The 17,079-nt window shown below is 68.0% G+C and carries 16 protein-coding genes and 3 tRNA genes; 2 read left to right on the top strand and 17 right to left on the bottom strand.

Annotated elements, in window-relative coordinates; genetic code table 11:
- Window positions 1-59: 59 nt before the first annotated feature.
- The 10 genes from rpoB to Q2K21_RS03175 form a co-directional block, all read right to left on the bottom strand.
- Window positions 60-3,545 (bottom strand): DNA-directed RNA polymerase subunit beta, encoded by a 3,486-nt coding sequence (gene rpoB / locus Q2K21_RS03220; protein ID WP_310764136.1) that lies wholly within the window; start codon window positions 3,543-3,545, stop codon window positions 60-62.
- 692 nt (window positions 3,546-4,237) lie between these two features.
- A complete protein-coding gene (rplL, locus tag Q2K21_RS03215; RefSeq protein WP_310764134.1) occupies window positions 4,238-4,621 on the bottom strand; it encodes a 50S ribosomal protein L7/L12 in 384 nt (127 codons plus the stop codon).
- A 111-nt stretch (window positions 4,622-4,732) separates the two neighbouring features.
- Window positions 4,733-5,263 (bottom strand): 50S ribosomal protein L10, encoded by a 531-nt coding sequence (gene rplJ, locus Q2K21_RS03210; protein ID WP_310764132.1) that lies wholly within the window; start codon window positions 5,261-5,263, stop codon window positions 4,733-4,735.
- A 283-nt stretch (window positions 5,264-5,546) separates the two neighbouring features.
- Complete coding sequence (locus tag Q2K21_RS03205) at window positions 5,547-6,404, bottom strand: SCO4651 family lipoprotein (RefSeq protein ID WP_310764130.1); 858 nt, start codon at window positions 6,402-6,404, stop codon at window positions 5,547-5,549.
- Window positions 6,405-6,993: 589 nt separating this feature from the next.
- Window positions 6,994-7,875: an SCO4651 family lipoprotein gene (locus Q2K21_RS03200; RefSeq protein WP_310764128.1), complete on the bottom strand. Its 882-nt coding sequence runs from the start codon at window positions 7,873-7,875 to the stop codon at window positions 6,994-6,996.
- 178 nt (window positions 7,876-8,053) lie between these two features.
- Window positions 8,054-8,779: a 50S ribosomal protein L1 gene (rplA, locus tag Q2K21_RS03195; protein WP_310764125.1), complete on the bottom strand. Its 726-nt coding sequence runs from the start codon at window positions 8,777-8,779 to the stop codon at window positions 8,054-8,056.
- A 103-nt stretch (window positions 8,780-8,882) separates the two neighbouring features.
- Window positions 8,883-9,317, bottom strand: a complete 435-nt coding sequence (gene rplK / locus Q2K21_RS03190) for a 50S ribosomal protein L11 (RefSeq protein ID WP_023547415.1) — start codon at window positions 9,315-9,317, stop codon at window positions 8,883-8,885.
- 201 nt (window positions 9,318-9,518) lie between these two features.
- Window positions 9,519-10,325 carry a transcription termination/antitermination protein NusG gene (gene nusG / locus Q2K21_RS03185; RefSeq protein ID WP_310764121.1) on the bottom strand — a complete coding sequence of 269 codons (807 nt, stop codon included), beginning with the start codon at window positions 10,323-10,325 and terminating at the stop codon, window positions 9,519-9,521.
- 81 nt (window positions 10,326-10,406) lie between these two features.
- On the bottom strand, window positions 10,407-10,694 hold the full coding sequence (gene secE / locus Q2K21_RS03180) for a preprotein translocase subunit SecE (protein WP_310764119.1): 288 nt from the start codon (window positions 10,692-10,694) through the stop codon (window positions 10,407-10,409).
- Window positions 10,695-10,801: 107 nt separating this feature from the next.
- Window positions 10,802-10,874, bottom strand: a tRNA-Trp gene (locus Q2K21_RS03175).
- 263 nt (window positions 10,875-11,137) lie between these two features.
- On the opposite strand from Q2K21_RS03175, the gene Q2K21_RS03170 reads away from it, so the two are divergent.
- Window positions 11,138-12,364: a pyridoxal phosphate-dependent aminotransferase gene (locus Q2K21_RS03170; protein ID WP_310764118.1), complete on the top strand. Its 1,227-nt coding sequence runs from the start codon at window positions 11,138-11,140 to the stop codon at window positions 12,362-12,364.
- 123 nt (window positions 12,365-12,487) lie between these two features.
- Window positions 12,488-13,528: an adenosine deaminase gene (locus Q2K21_RS03165; protein ID WP_310764116.1), complete on the top strand. Its 1,041-nt coding sequence runs from the start codon at window positions 12,488-12,490 to the stop codon at window positions 13,526-13,528.
- Here Q2K21_RS03165 and Q2K21_RS03160 read toward each other — a convergent pair.
- The 7 genes from Q2K21_RS03160 to Q2K21_RS03130 form a co-directional block, all read right to left on the bottom strand.
- A complete protein-coding gene (locus Q2K21_RS03160) occupies window positions 13,509-14,180 on the bottom strand; it encodes a hypothetical protein (RefSeq protein WP_310764114.1) in 672 nt (223 codons plus the stop codon). The genes Q2K21_RS03165 and Q2K21_RS03160 overlap by 20 nt on opposite strands.
- A gap of 111 nt (window positions 14,181-14,291) precedes the next feature.
- Complete coding sequence (locus Q2K21_RS03155; protein WP_310764112.1) at window positions 14,292-15,347, bottom strand: UDP-N-acetylmuramate dehydrogenase; 1,056 nt, start codon at window positions 15,345-15,347, stop codon at window positions 14,292-14,294.
- Between the two features lie 182 nt (window positions 15,348-15,529).
- Window positions 15,530-15,958 carry a MaoC family dehydratase gene (locus Q2K21_RS03150; protein ID WP_310780565.1) on the bottom strand — a complete coding sequence of 143 codons (429 nt, stop codon included), beginning with the start codon at window positions 15,956-15,958 and terminating at the stop codon, window positions 15,530-15,532.
- 5 nt (window positions 15,959-15,963) lie between these two features.
- Window positions 15,964-16,419 carry a MaoC family dehydratase N-terminal domain-containing protein gene (locus Q2K21_RS03145; RefSeq protein ID WP_310764110.1) on the bottom strand — a complete coding sequence of 152 codons (456 nt, stop codon included), beginning with the start codon at window positions 16,417-16,419 and terminating at the stop codon, window positions 15,964-15,966.
- A 173-nt stretch (window positions 16,420-16,592) separates the two neighbouring features.
- Entirely contained in the window at window positions 16,593-16,757 is a 165-nt protein-coding gene (gene rpmG / locus Q2K21_RS03140) for a 50S ribosomal protein L33 (protein ID WP_003948671.1), read from the bottom strand.
- 89 nt (window positions 16,758-16,846) lie between these two features.
- Window positions 16,847-16,919 (bottom strand) — tRNA-Met (locus tag Q2K21_RS03135).
- Between the two features lie 46 nt (window positions 16,920-16,965).
- A tRNA-Thr gene (locus Q2K21_RS03130) sits at window positions 16,966-17,038 on the bottom strand.
- Between the last annotated feature and the right edge of the window lie 41 nt (window positions 17,039-17,079).

Below are 17,079 nucleotides of genomic sequence, written 5' to 3'. Positions count from 1 at the left end.
CTGTACGGGGGCCTGGGGGTCGGCGGGCCCTGGTGGGTTCAGGGCCCGCCGGACTCCCGTCAGACCTCTTCGACGCTGCTCGGCTCGCGCCGGGACAGGTCGATGCCGAGCTCCTCCGCAGCGCGGAAGACGTCCTCGTCGGTGTCACGCATCTCGATGGACATACCGTCGCTGGACAGCACCTCCACGTTCAGGCACAGGGACTGCATCTCCTTGATGAGCACCTTGAAGGACTCGGGGATGCCGGGCTCGGGGATGTTCTCGCCCTTGACGATGGCCTCGTAGACCTTCACGCGGCCGGTGACGTCGTCGGACTTGATGGTCAGGAGCTCCTGGAGGGCGTACGCGGCGCCGTACGCCTCCAGCGCCCACACCTCCATCTCACCGAAGCGCTGGCCACCGAACTGAGCCTTACCACCCAGCGGCTGCTGGGTGATCATCGAGTACGGACCGGTCGAGCGGGCGTGCAGCTTGTCGTCGACCAGGTGGTGCAGCTTCAGGATGTACATGTAGCCGACCGAGATCGGGTCCGGGAACGGCTCACCCGAACGGCCGTCGAACAGCCGCGCCTTGCCGGACGGGAGCACCATGCGCTCGCCGTCGCGGTTCGGGATGGTGTGCTGCAGCAGGCCCGCCAGCTCGTCCTCGCGCGCACCGTCGAAGACCGGGGTGGCGACGTTGGTGCCCGGGGCGACCTGGTCGGCACCGATGGCCTGGAGGCGCTGCGCCCACTCGTCGGCGAGGCCGGAGACGTCCCAGCCGCGGCTGGCGAGCCAGCCGAGGTGGATCTCCAGGACCTGTCCCGGGTTCATTCGGGACGGCACACCCAGCGGGTTGAGGATGATGTCGACCGGAGTTCCGTCCTCGAGGAACGGCATGTCCTCGATGGGCAGGATCTTCGAGATGACACCCTTGTTGCCGTGGCGGCCGGCGAGCTTGTCACCGTCGGTGATCTTGCGCTTCTGCGCCACGTACACGCGCACAAGCTGGTTCACACCCGGGGGAAGCTCGTCGCCCTCCTCACGGTCGAAGACGCGCACGCCGATGACCTTGCCGATCTCGCCGTGCGGCACCTTCAGCGAGGTGTCACGGACCTCACGGGCCTTCTCGCCGAAGATGGCGCGCAGCAGGCGCTCCTCCGGGGTCAGCTCGGTCTCACCCTTGGGCGTGACCTTGCCGACCAGGATGTCGCCGGCGACGACCTCGGCACCGATACGGATGATGCCGCGCTCGTCGAGGTCGGCGAGGACCTCCTCGGAGACGTTCGGGATGTCCCGGGTGATCTCCTCGGGGCCGAGCTTGGTGTCACGGGCGTCGACCTCGTGCTCCTCGATGTGGATCGAGGAGAGGACGTCGTCCTGCACGAGGCGCTGCGACAGGATGATCGCGTCCTCGTAGTTGTGACCCTCCCACGGCATGAACGCCACGAGCAGGTTCTTGCCCAGCGCCATCTCACCGTTCTGAGTGGCCGGACCGTCGGCGAGGACCTGGCCCTCGATGATCCGGTCGCCCTCGGCGACGACGACCTTCTGGTTGACCGAGGTGCCCTGGTTGGAGCGGGCGAACTTGGCAAGGCGGTACGTGATGTACGTGCCGTCGTCGTTGGCGGTGGTGATGTAGTCCGCGGAGACCTCCTGGACCACACCCGCCTTCTCGGCCTTGACCACGTCGCCGGCGTCGACGGCGGAGCGGTACTCCATGCCGGTGCCGACGAGCGGGGCCTCGGACTTAATCAGCGGCACGGCCTGACGCATCATGTTCGCGCCCATGAGGGCACGGTTGGCGTCGTCGTGCTCGAGGAACGGGATCATGGCGGTCGCGACCGACACCATCTGGCGCGGCGAGACGTCCATGTAGTCCACGTCTTCGGGGCTGACGTAGTCGACCTCGCCCCCACGGCGGCGGACCAGGACGCGGGCCTCGGCGAACCGGAGGTCGTCGTTGAGCGTGGCGTTGGCCTGCGCGATGACGAACCGGTCCTCCTCGTCGGCGGTCAGGTAGTCCACCTCGTCGGTGACCTGGCCGTCGACGACCTTGCGGTACGGCGTCTCGACGAAACCGAACGCGTTGACGCGACCGTAGGAGGCGAGCGAGCCGATCAGACCGATGTTCGGGCCTTCGGGCGTCTCGATCGGGCACATACGGCCGTAGTGAGACGGGTGCACGTCACGGACCTCGAAGCCGGCCCGCTCACGGGAGAGACCACCCGGGCCAAGAGCCGACAGACGGCGCTTGTGGGTGAGACCCGACAGCGGGTTGTTCTGGTCCATGAACTGCGACAGCTGGCTGGTGCCGAAGAACTCCTTGATGGAGGCGACGACCGGCCGGATGTTGATCAGGGTCTGCGGCGTGATCGCCTCGACGTCCTGGGTCGTCATCCGCTCGCGGACGACTCGCTCCATACGCGCCAGACCCGTACGGACCTGGTTCTGGATGAGCTCGCCGACGCTGCGCAGACGACGGTTGCCGAAGTGGTCGATGTCGTCGGTCTCGACGACGATCGTCTGGCCGCTGTCGCCGACCGTCTCGGTCTCGCCGGCGTGCAGCTTCACCAGGTACTTGATCGTCGAGATGATGTCCTCGACGGTCAGGATGCCCGCGTCGAGCGGCGCGTCCGCGGCCAGCTTCTTGTTGACCTTGTAGCGGCCGACCTTGGCGAGGTCGTAGCGCTTGGGGTTGAAGTAGAGGTTCTCGAGCAGCGTCTGCGCGGCCTCACGCGTGGGGGGCTCGCCCGGACGCAGCTTGCGGTAGATGTCGAGCAGCGCGTCGTCCTGGCCCTGGGTGTGGTCCTTCTCCAGGGTGGCGCGCATGGACTCGTACTCGCCGAACTCCTCGAGGATCTGCTCGGTCGTCCAGCCGAGCGCCTTCAGGAGGACGGTCACGGACTGCTTGCGCTTGCGGTCGATGCGGACACCGACCATGTCGCGCTTGTCGATCTCCATCTCCAGCCAGGCACCCCGGGACGGGATGATCTTGGCGGAGAAGATGTCCTTGTCGGACGTCTTGTCGATGGAGGAGTCGAAGTAGACACCCGGCGAACGGACCAGCTGCGACACCACGACACGCTCGGTGCCGTTGATGACGAAGGTGCCCTTGTGCGTCATGAGCGGGAAGTCGCCCATGAAGACAGTCTGGGACTTGATCTCGCCGGTCTCGTTGTTGGTGAACTCGGCCGTGACGAAGAGCGGAGCCGCGTACGTGAAGTCGCGATCCTTGCACTCGTCGATCGAGTTCTTCGGCGGCTCGAAGCGGTGGTCCCGGAACGTCAGCGACATCGACCCGGAGAAGTCCTCGATCGGGGAGATCTCCTCGAAGATCTCCTCGAGGCCGGACTTGGTGGGGACGTCCTGACCAGACTCCAGAGCCTCCTCGACCCGACTCTGCCAGGCGGTGTTGCCGAGCAGCCAGTCGAAGCTCTCGGTCTGCAGCGCGAGCAGGTTCGGAACCTCGAGGGGCTCCTTGATCTTTGCAAAGGAGATGCGCAGCGGGGCAGTGCTTGCGCCGTTGTTCGTATTCGCGGTCGAGGCAGTGCGCGAGGCGGCCAAGAGGGGGTCCTTCCGAGGGCTCGGACTCACTACGCGCGTACCGGTCCCGCCGGGGCACAGAGATGGAAAGTCCCAGGTCGGAGACTCTTTATCGTCGGTGCTCAGGCGAGGGGCATGCTCCTGGTGACGGGCAGGAGGCAGCTAACAGGCAGCGCAAAGGGTCAGTGTAGCCACTTGGCACACTGATGTCCAGTGCGGGTTTTCCGGCTCACGTCGGAGGCCCTCTTGTTCCTCAACACCTGCGGCAAGTCACGCCTTCGATGCACATCGATACTGCCCTCTTCGCCGTCGATCCATGCCTCGGATCCGGATCGTTGTGACGACGCGTCCTGAGAATTGCGCGCTGCGTGCAGTTCGTCAAGGCCCCCCTTGCCCAAACCGGGTGCTGCCATCGTCACTTGCAACCTGTCACCGGGGCCCTCGGGAGGCACGACGAAGATCACCATACTCCCCGCGGTGACGGGCGCAAGGCAGCCGACACCGGACCCCCCGGAACGCCGAAGAGCGACCACCCGGATGGATGATCGCTCTTCGGTGCGTTCGCGTTACAGCCCTACGAGTGAGCCAAGACCGGCATCCCTGGGGACGCGGTGTGCAGCATTCGAACGAGCTGCGACCGGCGGCCGCGAGAGGGGCCGTACGGAGCAAAGCCCCGTACGGCCCCATGAGTCCCGTGCGGACCCGAGGAGGTCTTACTTGACCTCGACGGAGGCGCCGGCGCCCTTGAGGGCCTCGGCGGCCTTGTCCGCGGCCTCCTTGTTGACCTTCTCCAGGACCGGCTTCGGGGTGCCGTCGACCAGGTCCTTGGCCTCCTTCAGGCCGAGGGAGGTCAGCTCGCGCACGACCTTGATGACCTGGATCTTCTTGTCGCCGGCGCCGGTGAGGATGACGTCGAACTCGTCCTTCTCCTCCTCGGCCTCGGCCGGGGCGCCGGGGACGGCGGGGCCGGCAACGGCGACCGCGGCGGCGGCGGTGACGTCGAACTTCTCCTCGAACGCCTTCACGAACTCGGAGAGCTCGATGAGGGTCATCTCCTCGAACTGCGCGAGCAGGTCTTCCTGGCTGAGCTTCGCCATGATGGGCGATCCTTCCACTAATTCGGCTGGTGCCGGATGTACATGTATGGCGGGCGTACGTTCGGCCCGCTACGACCGTCGCCTCAGGCGGCGGTCATTTCGCGAGCCGAATTACTCGGCACCGCCCTGCTCGGCCTGCTTGGCACGAAGGGCGTCCACGGTGCGGACGAGCTTCGAGGGAAGCGCCTGGAAGAGCTGAGCAGTCTGCGTCTGCTTGCCCTTGAAGGCACCCGCCAGCTTGGCGAGCAGAACCTCGCGGGACTCGAGGTCCGCAAGCTTCTTGATCTCGTCGGCGGAGAGCGCCTTGCCTTCAAGGACACCGCCCTTGATGACGAGGTTCGGGTTCTCCTTGGCGAAGTCACGAAGACCCTTCGCCGACTCCACCGGGTCACCGGTGACGAAGGCGACCGCCGTCGGACCGTTGAACAGGTCGTCGAGCGTAGTGATCCCGGCCTCGTTGGCCGCAATCTTGGTCAGCGTGTTCTTCACCACGGCGTACTGGGCGTTCTCACCGAGCGAACGGCGCAGGTTCTTGAGCTGCGCCACGGTGAGACCCCGGTACTCGGTCAGCACGGCGGCGTTCGAGCTGCGGAACTGCTCCGCGAGCTCGGCTACCGCGGCAGCCTTGTCGGGCCTTGCCATAGAGCGTCGGCCTCCTTCCGGGTGATGAGGACCGCTCGGAAGGGGCTGGGGAAAACGAAACGCCCCGGCGCAGGCGCACGGGGCGGACTCGACCGGCTGTACATGCGGCGTACGCACATACTCCGGGAGTTCTTCCACTGTCACCTGCGCGGGTCGTCCGCAGTTCAGCGGATCCTTCGGCCACCGCGCCCTCATCCGAGCACACGGCAACGACCAGCGGTCTTTGGCTTCTGTAGGAGAGTACGGGAACGGATCGCCGTCAAGCAAATCCGCTCCCCGGGGCTCAGCCCTGCTGGGCCTGCTTCATTATGTCGGCAAGGTCGGCCGTGTCCTTGGCGGCCGGGGCCGTCACCGTCACCGGCTTGTTGAAGTCGAGGAAGGTGATGGTCATGTCGAGCGGGCCCTTGCCGGCCTCGCCCCGCATCCGGAACTGCTTGGTGTGGTCGCTGCCGTCGATCCACATGTCCATGGTCATCTTGTCGGCGCCCATCTTCTCGAACCGGTCGAGGCTCTTCTCGCGCTGCTCGCGGGTGGCCTTGTCCAGGTTCTTGAGGGAGGCACGCATGTCCTCGAGGGTGACATCGCCCTTGTAGTGCGTCGTCTTCACGCCGTCGACCGTCTCGGTGCCGACCTTCGTCACATGCTTGGAGCCGGTGAGGAACGTGGACTCCTGGGCCGGGTTCTGGTCGGCCTGACCGCCGCCGAACTGGTTCGTGTTCAGCTGCTTGTCCATGCCCATGGCGGCCAGATCGAACTTCATCCAGATCTTGCCGTCCAGCTCCTTGGCGGCCTCGGCGCCTCCGTTGATGTACATCGCCTTGTCGACGAGCCGGATCTCGACCGAGTCGGTGCCCTGCTTCTCGGCCGTCATTTTCATGCTCATGGCGAGCGGCTTCATGGACATCCGGGCCTCGCCCTTGACCTGGCCCGCGCCGGGGACCGTGCCGGTCATCCGGTAATGGAGAGACGTGATCTTCTCGGTGTTCTTCGCCGCCTTGGCCACGGCCGCGGCGGGCGTCATCCGCGGCGACTCCTCCGCGGTGCCCTTCGAACAGGCGACGGCTCCGCCGCCGAGGACCAGGGCGACAAGCGCCGCGCCCGCCGCCCCACGCTCCACCGCACCACGCACAGCAACCCTCATGTTTCCCCCCAAGGAACACATGGTCGATTCACAGCAAGACGGCGAGCCTATCCTGACGGGGCGTCGGAGGCGCGTGATTTCTGTGTGGCCGGGACGGCCGTGGGACCGGACGGTCGTAGGACCGGATGGCCGTCAGGCGCGGACGGCTGTAGGCCCGGACGGCCGTCAGGCGCGGACGGCTGTAGGCCCAGATGGCTGTAGGCCCAGATGACTGTAGGCCCGGATGGCCGTGAGGGCCGGGGCGGCCGTGAGGCCCGGACCGCCGCGAGGGCCGGAGCGCCGTGAGGGCCGGAGCGCCGCGAGGCCCGGACCGCCCTGAGAGCCAGACCGACCTGAGACCCAGAGCGACCGTGAGGCCGGACGGCCGCGAGACCCAGACCGCCGCGAGGGCCGGGGCGGCCATGAGGCCCGGCCGGCCGTGAGGCCCGGAGCGGCCACCGGGAGCGGCCATGAGGCCCAGACCTCCACAAGGCCCGGACCACCGTGAAGCCCGGACCGCCGTGAGGCTGGACGGCCATGGGCCCGGACCGCCACGAGGCCGGACGGCCATGGGCCCGGACCACCGTGAGACCGAGGCGGCCACGGCACCCTACGAGCCCTGTGTGCTCATCAGTTCCTTGAAGTCGGCGGTGTCCGCCGCCGGGGGCTCGGTGGCCGGGACCTGCACTCCGTAGTCGCGGTAGTACGCGGTCGAGGACATCCGCCCCGACGACAGCTCGCCCCGCTCGGTCTTCTTGATCAACAGGTTGTGGTCGTCGACCCAGATGTCGACGGTCTCCGCAGTGACCCCGGCCTGCTCCAGCTGCTCCTTGAGCCCGGCGACGTCCTCGCCGGTGAGGGCCGCCGTCATGACCGTGCCCGAGTAGTGCGTGGCGTGCCGGCCGCGCACCGTCTCCTCGCCGACCCTGCGCACGTCCCCGGAGGCCAGCAGCAGCCTCACCGGCTGGAGCGGGGCGGTGTTGCGCAGCTGGTCCGACAGTTGGGCCCCCGAGCCGCCCGGGAGGGCCGCCAGGTCGTCGTACACGTACCTGATCCAGTGCCTGCCGTGCAGCCGGCGGGCGAACGTGGCACCGACCTTCGCGTAGTAGGCGTCGGGCAGCAGCCGGGCCTCCATGGACGTGCTGTTCAGCTTGCGCATGGTCTCGGCGAGTCGGCCGCCGGTGTAGGTGATGCGGAGGGTGCCGACCGGGGCGCGCGACCAGCCCAGGGCGCCGTCCGTCTTCAGGGACAGCATCCCGCCCATGTCCGTCACGGACTCGATCCGCGCGGAGCCGGCTCCGGCGGTCGCCTTCTCGACGGCGCGCAGCGCGGTCACCGACCGGGGCTCGACGCGCCCCGCGCGGCCACCGGAGGGCACCGCGGAGCCCTTGTGGGAGTCACCGCCGCCGGAGAAGCCGCACGCCCCCACGGCGAACAGCGCGGCGATCGCCGCGATCGGGAGGATCCCGCGCCGCACGATCCTGTCCCTCATCCGGTCCCCCCTTGTGCGCTCCGTGATCTTCACGCTAACTCCGGGGCGGGGAAAACGGCACGTGCCTCCCGCGAAACGGCATGTGCCACGGGTCTCGTACGAAACGCCAACGGGCCCCGCACCCAGGAAGGGTGCGGGGCCCGTCGTCAGCTACGCGTGCCCGCGGCTGCCGTCAGGTTCAGACGGCGGCCGGGTCCTCCTCGACGAGGAGGTTGCGGGTGCGGTTCGGGTCGACCGGGATGCCGGGGCCCATGGTGGTGCTGACCGCGGCCTTCTTGATGTAACGACCCTTGGCGGCGGACGGCTTCAGACGGAGGATCTCCTCCAGGGCCGCACCGTAGTTCTCCACCAGCTTGTCGTCCTCGAAGGACGTCTTGCCGATGATGAAGTGCAGGTTCGAGTGCTTGTCGACGCGGAACTCGATCTTGCCGCCCTTGATCTCGGTCACGGCCTTGGCCACGTCCGGGGTCACGGTGCCGGTCTTCGGGTTCGGCATCAGACCACGCGGGCCGAGGACACGGCCCAGGCGGCCGACCTTGCCCATGAGGTCCGGGGTGGCGACGACGGCGTCGAAGTCCAGACGACCCTTCGACACCTCGTCGATGAGCTCGTCGGAGCCGACGATGTCGGCACCCGCGGCGAGTGCGGCCTCGGCACGGTCACCGGTCGCGAAGACCAGGACCCGGGCGGTCTTACCGGTGCCGTGCGGGAGGTTCACGGTGCCACGGACCATCTGGTCGGCCTTGCGCGGGTCGACACCCAGACGGAAGGCGACCTCGACGGTGCCGTCGAACTTGGTCGTGGAGGTCTCCTTGGCGAGACGGACGGCCTCGAGCGGGGCGTACAGCTTCTCCCGGTCGACCTTGGCGTCCGCAGCGCGGAGAGCCTTGCTGCGCTTGCTCACAACTGCTCCTGTGTGTTCTGAAAGGAGTCGTGGTACGGGCCGAGCAGGCCCTGCCACGTGCGGCTACGTATCGCTGGCAGCCGCAGATTCAACGAAGTGGGGTTCAGCCCTCGACCGTGACGCCCATGGAACGCGCGGTGCCGGCGATGATCTTCGCCGCGGCGTCCAGGTCGTTGGCGTTGAGGTCGGGCATCTTCGTCTGGGCGATCTCGCGGACCTGCGCCTCGGTGATCTTGGCGACCTTGGTCTTGTGCGGCTCGCCGGAGCCCTTCTCGATGCCCGCGGCCTTGAGGATCATCTTGGCGGCCGGCGGAGTCTTGGTCACGAAGGTGAAGGAACGGTCCTCGTAGACCGTGATCTCCACCGGGATGACCCAGCCACGCTGCGACTCGGTCGCGGCGTTGTAGGCCTTGCAGAACTCCATGATGTTGACGCCGTGCTGACCCAGCGCGGGGCCGACCGGCGGAGCCGGGTTGGCGGCGCCGGCCTGGATCTGGAGCTTGATGAGCCCCGTGACCTTCTTCTTCTTGGGAGGCATTTCTCCGGGTCCTTCTCTCTGTCGCCTTCCTCGGCCCGATTGGCCCCGGACCTGGGCTGGCTGCCTCCGACCACGTCAATGATCCAGAAGGAGGCATACCGCACAACGATAACGGGTATCCATGCGCGGCCAAAAACCCAGCAGGTCAGACAGGCTACGAAGCCTGGCTGACCTGCTCGGGAAGTGGTGGTCCGAAGAACCTCAGTTCTTCTGGATCTGGTCGAAGGAGAGCTCGACCGGCGTCTCGCGGCCGAAGATCTCCACGAGGCCCTTGACCTTCTTCGAGTCGGGGTTGATCTCGTTGATGGTCGCCTGGAGCGTGGCGAACGGGCCGTCGGTGACGGTGACCGAGTCGCCGACCTCGAAGTCCAGCACCTGGACCTCGACCTTGCGCTGCGGAGCCGGCTTGCCCTCGGCCTCGGCGGCCTCGCGAGCGGCCTTCTCCTCGGCCTCCGGGGCGAGCATCTTGACGATCTCGTCCAGGGTCAGCGGGTACGGGTCGTAGGCGTTGCCCACGAAGCCGGTGACGCCGGGGGTGTTGCGGACGACACCCCAGGACTCGTTCGTCAGGTCCATGCGCACCAGCACGTAGCCGGGGAGCTTGTTCTGGCGGATGGTCTTGCGGTCGCCGTTCTTGATCTGGACGACCTCTTCCTGCGGCACCTCGGCCTGGAAGATGTAGTCCTCGACGTTCAGCGAGACGGCGCGCTGCTCCAGGTTGGTCTTCACGCGGTTCTCGTAACCGGCGTACGTGTGGATCACGTACCACTCGCCGGGCAGGGAACGCAGCTCCTCGCGCAGGGCCTCGACGGGGTCGACGGGCTCGGTCTCCTCCTCGGCGACCTCGTCCTCGTCCTCGACGTGTACGGCGGCCTCCTCGGCCGGCTCCCCCGCCTCGGCTTCGGCAGCCTCGAACTCGTCCACCTCGTCCGCGCCCTCGACGATGTCGAGCTCGTCATCCACGGACTCGTCCGGCTCGATGGCGTCGTTCAGGTTCGGGTCAGACACGGTGGCTGCTTCTTCCTGGATACATAGGGGTGGAACATGCGAAAAGGGACGCCGGATACCTCGGCGTCCTTCGCTCTCGGCTCAGCCGAAGACGTACTTGGCTGCGTGGTTGAGCCCATAGTCAATCACGGTCACCAGAGCGATCATGATGACGACGAAGACGATCACCACAGTGGTGTACGTCGTCAGCTGGTTCCGCGTCGGCCAGACGACCTTGCGGAGCTCCGCGATGATCTGGCGGTAGAAGAGGGCAAGGCGCTTGAGCGGGCCCTTCTTGGCTCGCTTGCCACCCTTGCGGGTCTTCTTCTTCGACTCCTGCAGCTCATCCTGGGCGTCAGGCATGTCGATGGAGCCCACGGCGTCCGTCACTCGTCCTCACCTGATTCCCGGGTCGTGGCCGTGCCGCGCCCGGTGGAGCCGCACGGCGGTGCAATACGTACGTACTGTGCGCACACTTCCTGGTGGGGAGTGTGTAGCAGGGCCGGAGGGACTTGAACCCCCAACCGCTGGTTTTGGAGACCAGTGCTCTACCAATTGAGCTACGACCCTTTGGTGTGTAGCCCCAACGTACCGCATCCGGCCGGGTGCTCGGTGTGCACCCGCTCGATCGCCGCCGCTGGAGGCCAACGAGGTGAGAGTGTACGTGGTCCGCGGCCGGTCGTCGAACAGAAAGTGCCCGTACGGGTTTTGGCCGCACAAGATCAGCCAGGCGGCAGCCCGGATCCGGACGTGTGTCCGATGGCCGACCGACTCGTGCCCAGTCCGTGAAACCCGCATGCCGTGGGCGTTTCCGATCTGAAACGATGGTTCCCATGAGCGCTGCAACCCCTCCCACCGAGCGCCGGGTCTCCGCCCGAATCGGCGCGATCTCCGAGTCCGCCACCCTCGCCGTGGACGCCAAGGCCAAGGCCCTCAAGGCCGCCGGGCGCCCGGTGATCGGCTTCGGCGCCGGTGAGCCCGACTTCCCGACGCCGGACTACATCGTCGAGGCGGCCATCGAGGCCTGCAAGAACCCGAAGTACCACCGCTACACCCCGGCCGGCGGTCTGCCGGAGCTGAAGACCGCGATCGCCGCGAAGACGCTGCGCGACTCCGGCTACGAGGTGGACGCCTCCCAGGTCCTGGTCACCAACGGCGGCAAGCAAGCCATCTACGAGGCCTTCGCCGCGATCCTCGACCCGGGCGACGAAGTGATCGTTCCGGCGCCGTACTGGACGACGTACCCGGAGTCGATCCGACTGGCCGGCGGTGTCCCGGTGGAGGTCGTCGCCGACGAGACGACCGGCTACCGCGTCTCCGTCGAGCAGCTGGAGGCGGCCCGCACCGAGAAGACGAAGGTCCTCCTGTTCGTCTCCCCCTCGAACCCCACCGGCGCGGTCTACAGCGAGGCGGAGACCGAGGCGATCGGCCGCTGGGCGGTCGAGCACGGCCTGTGGGTGCTCACGGACGAGATCTATGAGCACCTGGTGTACGGGGACGCGACCTCGGTGTCGCTGCCCGCGCTCCTGCCCGAGCTGCGCGACAAGTGCATCGTGGTCAACGGTGTGGCGAAGACCTACGCCATGACGGGCTGGCGCGTCGGGTGGATCATCGGTCCGAAGGACGTGGTGAAGGCCGCGACGAACCTGCAGTCGCACGCCACGTCCAATGTGTCGAACGTCGCACAGGTGGCGGCGCTCGCGGCCGTCTCGGGTGACCTGACCGCCGTCGCGAAGATGCGCGAAGCCTTCGACCGGCGCCGCAAGACGATCGTGCGGATGCTGAACGAGATCGACGGCGTGGTCTGCCCGGAGCCGGAGGGCGCGTTCTACGCGTACCCCTCGGTGAAGGCGCTGATCGGCAAGGAGATCCGCGGCAAGCGCCCGCAGAACAGCGTGGAGCTGGCCGCGCTGATCCTGGAGGAGGCCGAGGTCGCGGTCGTCCCGGGCGAGGCCTTCGGCACCCCCGGCTACCTGCGGCTTTCGTACGCCCTCGGTGACGAGGACCTGGTCGAGGGCGTGAGCCGGATCCAGAAGCTGCTGGCGGAGGCGCGGGACTGACGTCTCCGCAGGCGCCCTCACCTGGGAACGTTCCTAGGTGGGGGCGCCTTACGTTTGTGCGAGCAAGACCACGTTCGGGGAATCGGCTACCGGGACGACACAGACGTACGGCAGGATCTGGGAATGGAGCGTGTACGTGATGTCTCTGAACTGCCGAAAGCCCATCTGCACCTGCACTTCACCGGCTCGATGCGGCCCACGACCCTGCTGGAACTGGCCGACAGGTACGGCGTACGGCTGCCCGACGCGCTGACCGAGGCGCTGGTCAGCGGAGAGCCGCCGAAGCTGCGCGCCACGGACGAGCGGGGCTGGTTCCGCTTCCAGCGGCTGTACGACGCGGCGCGCTCGTGCCTCAGGGAGCCGGAGGACATCCAGCGGCTGGTTCGGGAGGCCGCTGAGGAGGACATCAAGGAGGGCTCGGGCTGGCTGGAGATCCAGGTCGACCCGACGTCGTACGCGCCGCGCCTGGGCGGTCTGATCCCGGCCCTGGAGATCATCCTGGACGCCGTGGAGACGGCCATGCGGGAGACGGGCCTCGGAATGCGTGTCCTGGTCGCCGCGAACCGTATGAAGCATCCCCTGGACGCACGCACCCTGGCCCGACTGGCCGTGCGGTACGCGGACCGCGGCGTGGTCGGCTTCGGCCTCTCGAACGACGAGCGCCGGGGCATGGCGAGGGACTTCGACCGCGCGTTCGCCATTGCCCGGGACGGCGGCCTGCTGTCGGCCCCCCACGGTGGCGAGCTGACCGGCCCCTCCTCGGTGCGGGACTGCCTGGACGACCTGCATGCGAGCCGGGTCGGGCACGGGGTGCGCGCGGCGGAGGACCCGCGCCTGCTGAAGCGTCTCGCGGACCGGGGCGTGACGTGCGAGGTGTGTCCCGCGTCGAATGTGGCGCTCGGCGTCTACGAGAAGCCCGAGGACGTCCCCCTGCGAACTCTGTTCGAGGCGGGCGTCCCGATGGCGCTGGGCGCCGACGACCCGCTGCTGTTCGGCTCCCGGCTGGCGGCCCAGTACGAGATCGCTCGCAACCACCACGGCTTCACGGACGCGGAGCTGGCGGAACTGGCCCGGCAGTCGGTACGGGGGTCGGCGGCGCCGGAGGACGTGAAGGCGAAGCTGTTGTCGGGGGTCGACGACTGGCTCAGCGGCCCGGCCGCTTGAAGTGGGCGTAGGGCGGATAAGGCTTGAAGCAGATCAACAGCTCGAGGGGGTGTCCGCCGCCGGGCGGCTGGATCAGCGACGGGAGCGACGCCATCAGCGCCGAGTGCCCTTCGGCAACGCGCTTCTGGTACGGCCCCCAGCCCGCCGCGTGGGCGAAATACGTGGCGGTCTCGGCGAAGACGTCCCGGCTGCCGAACAGAAAGAACGTGCGGGCATGGGTGGTGTGCCGCAGCTCGTCCCGGAAGTCCGCCCGTTCCCACCGCGCGCGCCAGGACGCGGCGTCCCTGCCGGTACGCGCCTCGTCGGTGCGGACGGTCAGTGGAGTGCCTTGCCGCAGCTTCCGGCGCAGCTCGGGCCACTTGCTGGGGCGCAGGCCGTACGTGTGGTGGGCCAGGACGAGGTCGACCGGCTCGCCCCAGCCCTCGTCGGGCGGGATTCCGTCGCGCAGCGGCACGTGAACGATCGTGTGGCGGGAGTAGGCCGCGAAGGAGAACAGCCCCGCGAGCCGGTTCAGCCCGTCATGGTCGCCCAGCAGCAGCCCGATCGGGTTAGGGCCGCGCAGGGAGGTGTGGCGCAGGGGCTGCCAGGGCTGGACGACCCGGTGCTCACGGGGGCCGGTGCTGGGCCGGAATACCCGCAGTCTCAGGCGCACTCGGAGTACCTCATGACCCCAGGGTCGCGGTCGCCCGGGTCTGCGGGCAACGGAGATTTCGCGCGGCGGCCGCCCGGGCGCAGGCGGACCGGGAGCAGGCGACCGGGCCTTCTACAGGCTCACGCCCACCGTCACCGGCTCGTTCACCAGTGTGATCCCGAAGGCGTCCCGTACCCCGGCCACGACCTCACGGGCCAGGACGAGCAGGTCCTCGGTGGTGGCCTCACCGCGGTTGGTGAGGGCCAGGGTGTGCTTGGTGGAGATGCGGGCGGGACCGGTGCCGTAGCCCTTGGTGAAGCCCGCCTTGTCGATCAGCCAGGCCGCGGAGGTCTTGGTGTGGTCGTCGCCCGCCGGGTACGCGGGCGGCACGGCCTCCTCGCCCAGCCGCTCCTTCACGCGCGCGTGGAACGCGGCGAACTCCTCGTGCGTGAGGATCGGGTTGGTGAAGAAGGAGCCCGCTGACCAGGTGTCGTGGTCCTCCGGATCCAGGACCATGCCCTTGCCCGTGCGCAGCTTCAGGACGGTCTCGCGGGCGGCGGCCAGCGGTACGCGGTCGCCGGGCTCGACGCCGAGGGCGCGGGCCGTCTCGGCGTACTTGATGGGGGCGGAGAGCCCCTGCGCGTCCTCCAGGTCGAAGCGGACCCGCAGGACGACATAGCGCTCGGGGTCGGCCTTGAAGCGGCTGTGGCGGTACGAGAACGCGCACTCGGCGTTCGGGATCGTGACCGTCTCGCGCGTCCTGCGGTCGTATGCGATCACTTCGGTGATCGTCGAGGAGACCTCCTGGCCGTACGCGCCGACGTTCTGGATCGGGGTCGCGCCTGCGGAGCCGGGGATTCCGGCCAGGCACTCGATACCGGCGAGCCCGGCCTCGACGGTGCGGGCGACGGCGTCGGTCCACACCTCGCCGGCGGCCAGCTCCAGCTTCGTACCGTCGAGGGAGAAACCCTTCGTCGCGATGCGCAGGGCGGTGCCGTCGAAGCCCTTGTCCCCGATGACCAGGTTGGATCCGCCGCCGATCAGCAGCAGCGGCGTGCCGGCGTCGTCGGCCTCCCGGACGGCGTCGATCACCTCGGCGTCGGTGGTGGCGGTGATCAGGCGGGTCGCGGGGCCGCCCAGCCGGAAGGTGGTCAGCGGGGCGAGCGGGGCGTCGTGGAGTTCCTGCACGCGCCCAAGACTACGAGACGGCACCGACAGCCCCGGTACGCGCGTGTGCTGCCCCGCCGCCGTGGCCGGAGCCGCACCCGCGCGTGCCGGAGGGAGTCGGTGAGGCCTTGGGAGCACGCGTAAGGCTTGGGAGCACGCGTAAGGGGCGCCCGCACTAGCGGGCGCCCCTTACAAAGTCCTGGTCAGGCCAGCCGTACGACCGCGCGTGACATGCCCAGCACCTTCTGCCCGGCGCTCGTCGCCGTGAGGTCGACACGGACGGTCCGGTCGTCGAGCTTGGCGGCGACCTTGGCGCTGACCTCGATGAGGGCGCCCTGGTCGTCGTTGGGTACGACCACGGGCTTGGTGAAGCGGACGCCGTACTCGACGACCGCACCCGGGTCGCCCACCCAGTCGGTCACCACGCGGATCGCCTCGGCCATGGTGAACATGCCGTGCGCGATCACGTCCGGCAGGCCGACCTCCTTGGCGAACTTCTCGTTCCAGTGGATCGGGTTGAAGTCGCCGGAGGCGCCCGCGTACTGCACGAGCGTGGCGCGGGTGACGGGGAAGCTCTGCGCCGGCAGTTCGGTGCCGACCTCGACGGCGTCGTAAGCGATCTTCGCGGTCATCCGCGTCATGCCTCCTCTTCCGGCGCCCGGGCCACGAGCTTGGTCCAGGCGGTCACCACGTGCTCACCGGCCTCGTCGTGGACCTCACCGCGGATGTCGAGAACGTCGTTGCCGGCCAGGGACTTGATCGACTCGATGGTCGAGGTGACGCTCAGCCGGTCGCCGGCACGGACCGGACGGTTGTAGACGAACTTCTGGTCGCCGTGCACCACCCGGCTGTAGTCCAGGCCGAGCTGGGGGTCCTGGACGACCTGGCCCGCGGCCTTGAAGGTGATCGCGAAGACGAAGGTTGGCGGGGCGATCACATCCGGGTGACCGAGTTCCTTGGCGGCCTCCGGGTCCGTGTAGGCCGGGTTGGTGTCTCCGGTCGCCTCCGCGAACTCGCGGATCTTCTCCCGGCCGACCTCGTAGGGGTCGGTGGGCGGGTAGGACCGCCCCACGAAGGACTGGTCGAGCGCCATGGGCTCGGCACCTCCTGGTTGTTCAGCGGGTTTGGCCTTGCGGAGGCCGTCGACGCCCTTGCGGCGACGGGCTCTCGGTCGGGCCGGTGTGACGGACCGGACGGACCCCGGCCGCCGTAACGCAGCGAGGCCGCCCCCCTGGGTGCTGGGGGCGGCCTCGCTAAGAGCCTGATTTATCGCGTCTCGCGGTGCGCGGTGTGCGCGTTGCAACGCGGGCAGTGCTTCTTCATCTCAAGACGGTCCGGGTTGTTACGCCGGTTCTTCTTGGTGATGTAGTTCCGCTCCTTGCACTCCACGCAGGCCAGCGTGATCTTCGGGCGGACGTCGGTGGCAGCCACGTGAGTGCTCCTTGACGAACGGATAGATTGAATTAACGCAAGAAAGAGTAGCCGATCGAAGGACCGACCCCGCAATCGGCTACTGTCAGTAGCGGTGACCGGACTTGAACCGGTGACACAGCGATTATGAGCCGCTTGCTCTACCGACTGAGCTACACCGCTGTGATGCGATCGGGTCCCGCCTCGCGGCGGGAACCTCTCACACCAGAGCCCCAATACGGAATCGAACCGTAGACCTTCTCCTTACCATGGAGACGCTCTGCCGACTGAGCTATTGGGGCGAGCGATGAAGACATTACACGGTCGCCCGCCGTTCGCCCAA

Origin of the sequence: Streptomyces sp. CGMCC 4.7035, from assembly GCF_031583065.1 — a bacterium.
GTDB classification, from domain to species: Bacteria; Actinomycetota; Actinomycetes; order Streptomycetales; family Streptomycetaceae; genus Streptomyces; species Streptomyces yaanensis.
Note: the sequence above shows the minus strand (reverse complement) of the source record. Positions and strands in the feature narration are given on the sequence as shown.

Bases quoted from the DNA above. Each gene is read 5' to 3' on its own strand.
- rplL (WP_310764134.1), bottom strand. From the start codon at position 4,621: ATGGCGAAGCTCAGCCAGGAAGACCTGCTCGCGCAGTTCGAGGAGATG.
- rplJ (WP_310764132.1), bottom strand. From the start codon at position 5,263: ATGGCAAGGCCCGACAAGGCTGCCGCGGTAGCCGAGCTCGCGGAGCAG.
- Q2K21_RS03205 (WP_310764130.1), bottom strand. From the start codon at position 6,404: ATGAGGGTTGCTGTGCGTGGTGCGGTGGAGCGTGGGGCGGCGGGCGCG.
- Q2K21_RS03200 (WP_310764128.1), bottom strand. From the start codon at position 7,875: ATGAGGGACAGGATCGTGCGGCGCGGGATCCTCCCGATCGCGGCGATC.
- rplK (WP_023547415.1), bottom strand. From the start codon at position 9,317: ATGCCTCCCAAGAAGAAGAAGGTCACGGGGCTCATCAAGCTCCAGATC.
- Q2K21_RS03170 (WP_310764118.1), top strand. From the start codon at position 11,138: ATGAGCGCTGCAACCCCTCCCACCGAGCGCCGGGTCTCCGCCCGAATC.
- Q2K21_RS03165 (WP_310764116.1), top strand. From the start codon at position 12,488: ATGGAGCGTGTACGTGATGTCTCTGAACTGCCGAAAGCCCATCTGCAC.
- Q2K21_RS03150 (WP_310780565.1), bottom strand. From the start codon at position 15,958: ATGACCGCGAAGATCGCTTACGACGCCGTCGAGGTCGGCACCGAACTG.
- Q2K21_RS03145 (WP_310764110.1), bottom strand. From the start codon at position 16,419: ATGGCGCTCGACCAGTCCTTCGTGGGGCGGTCCTACCCGCCCACCGAC.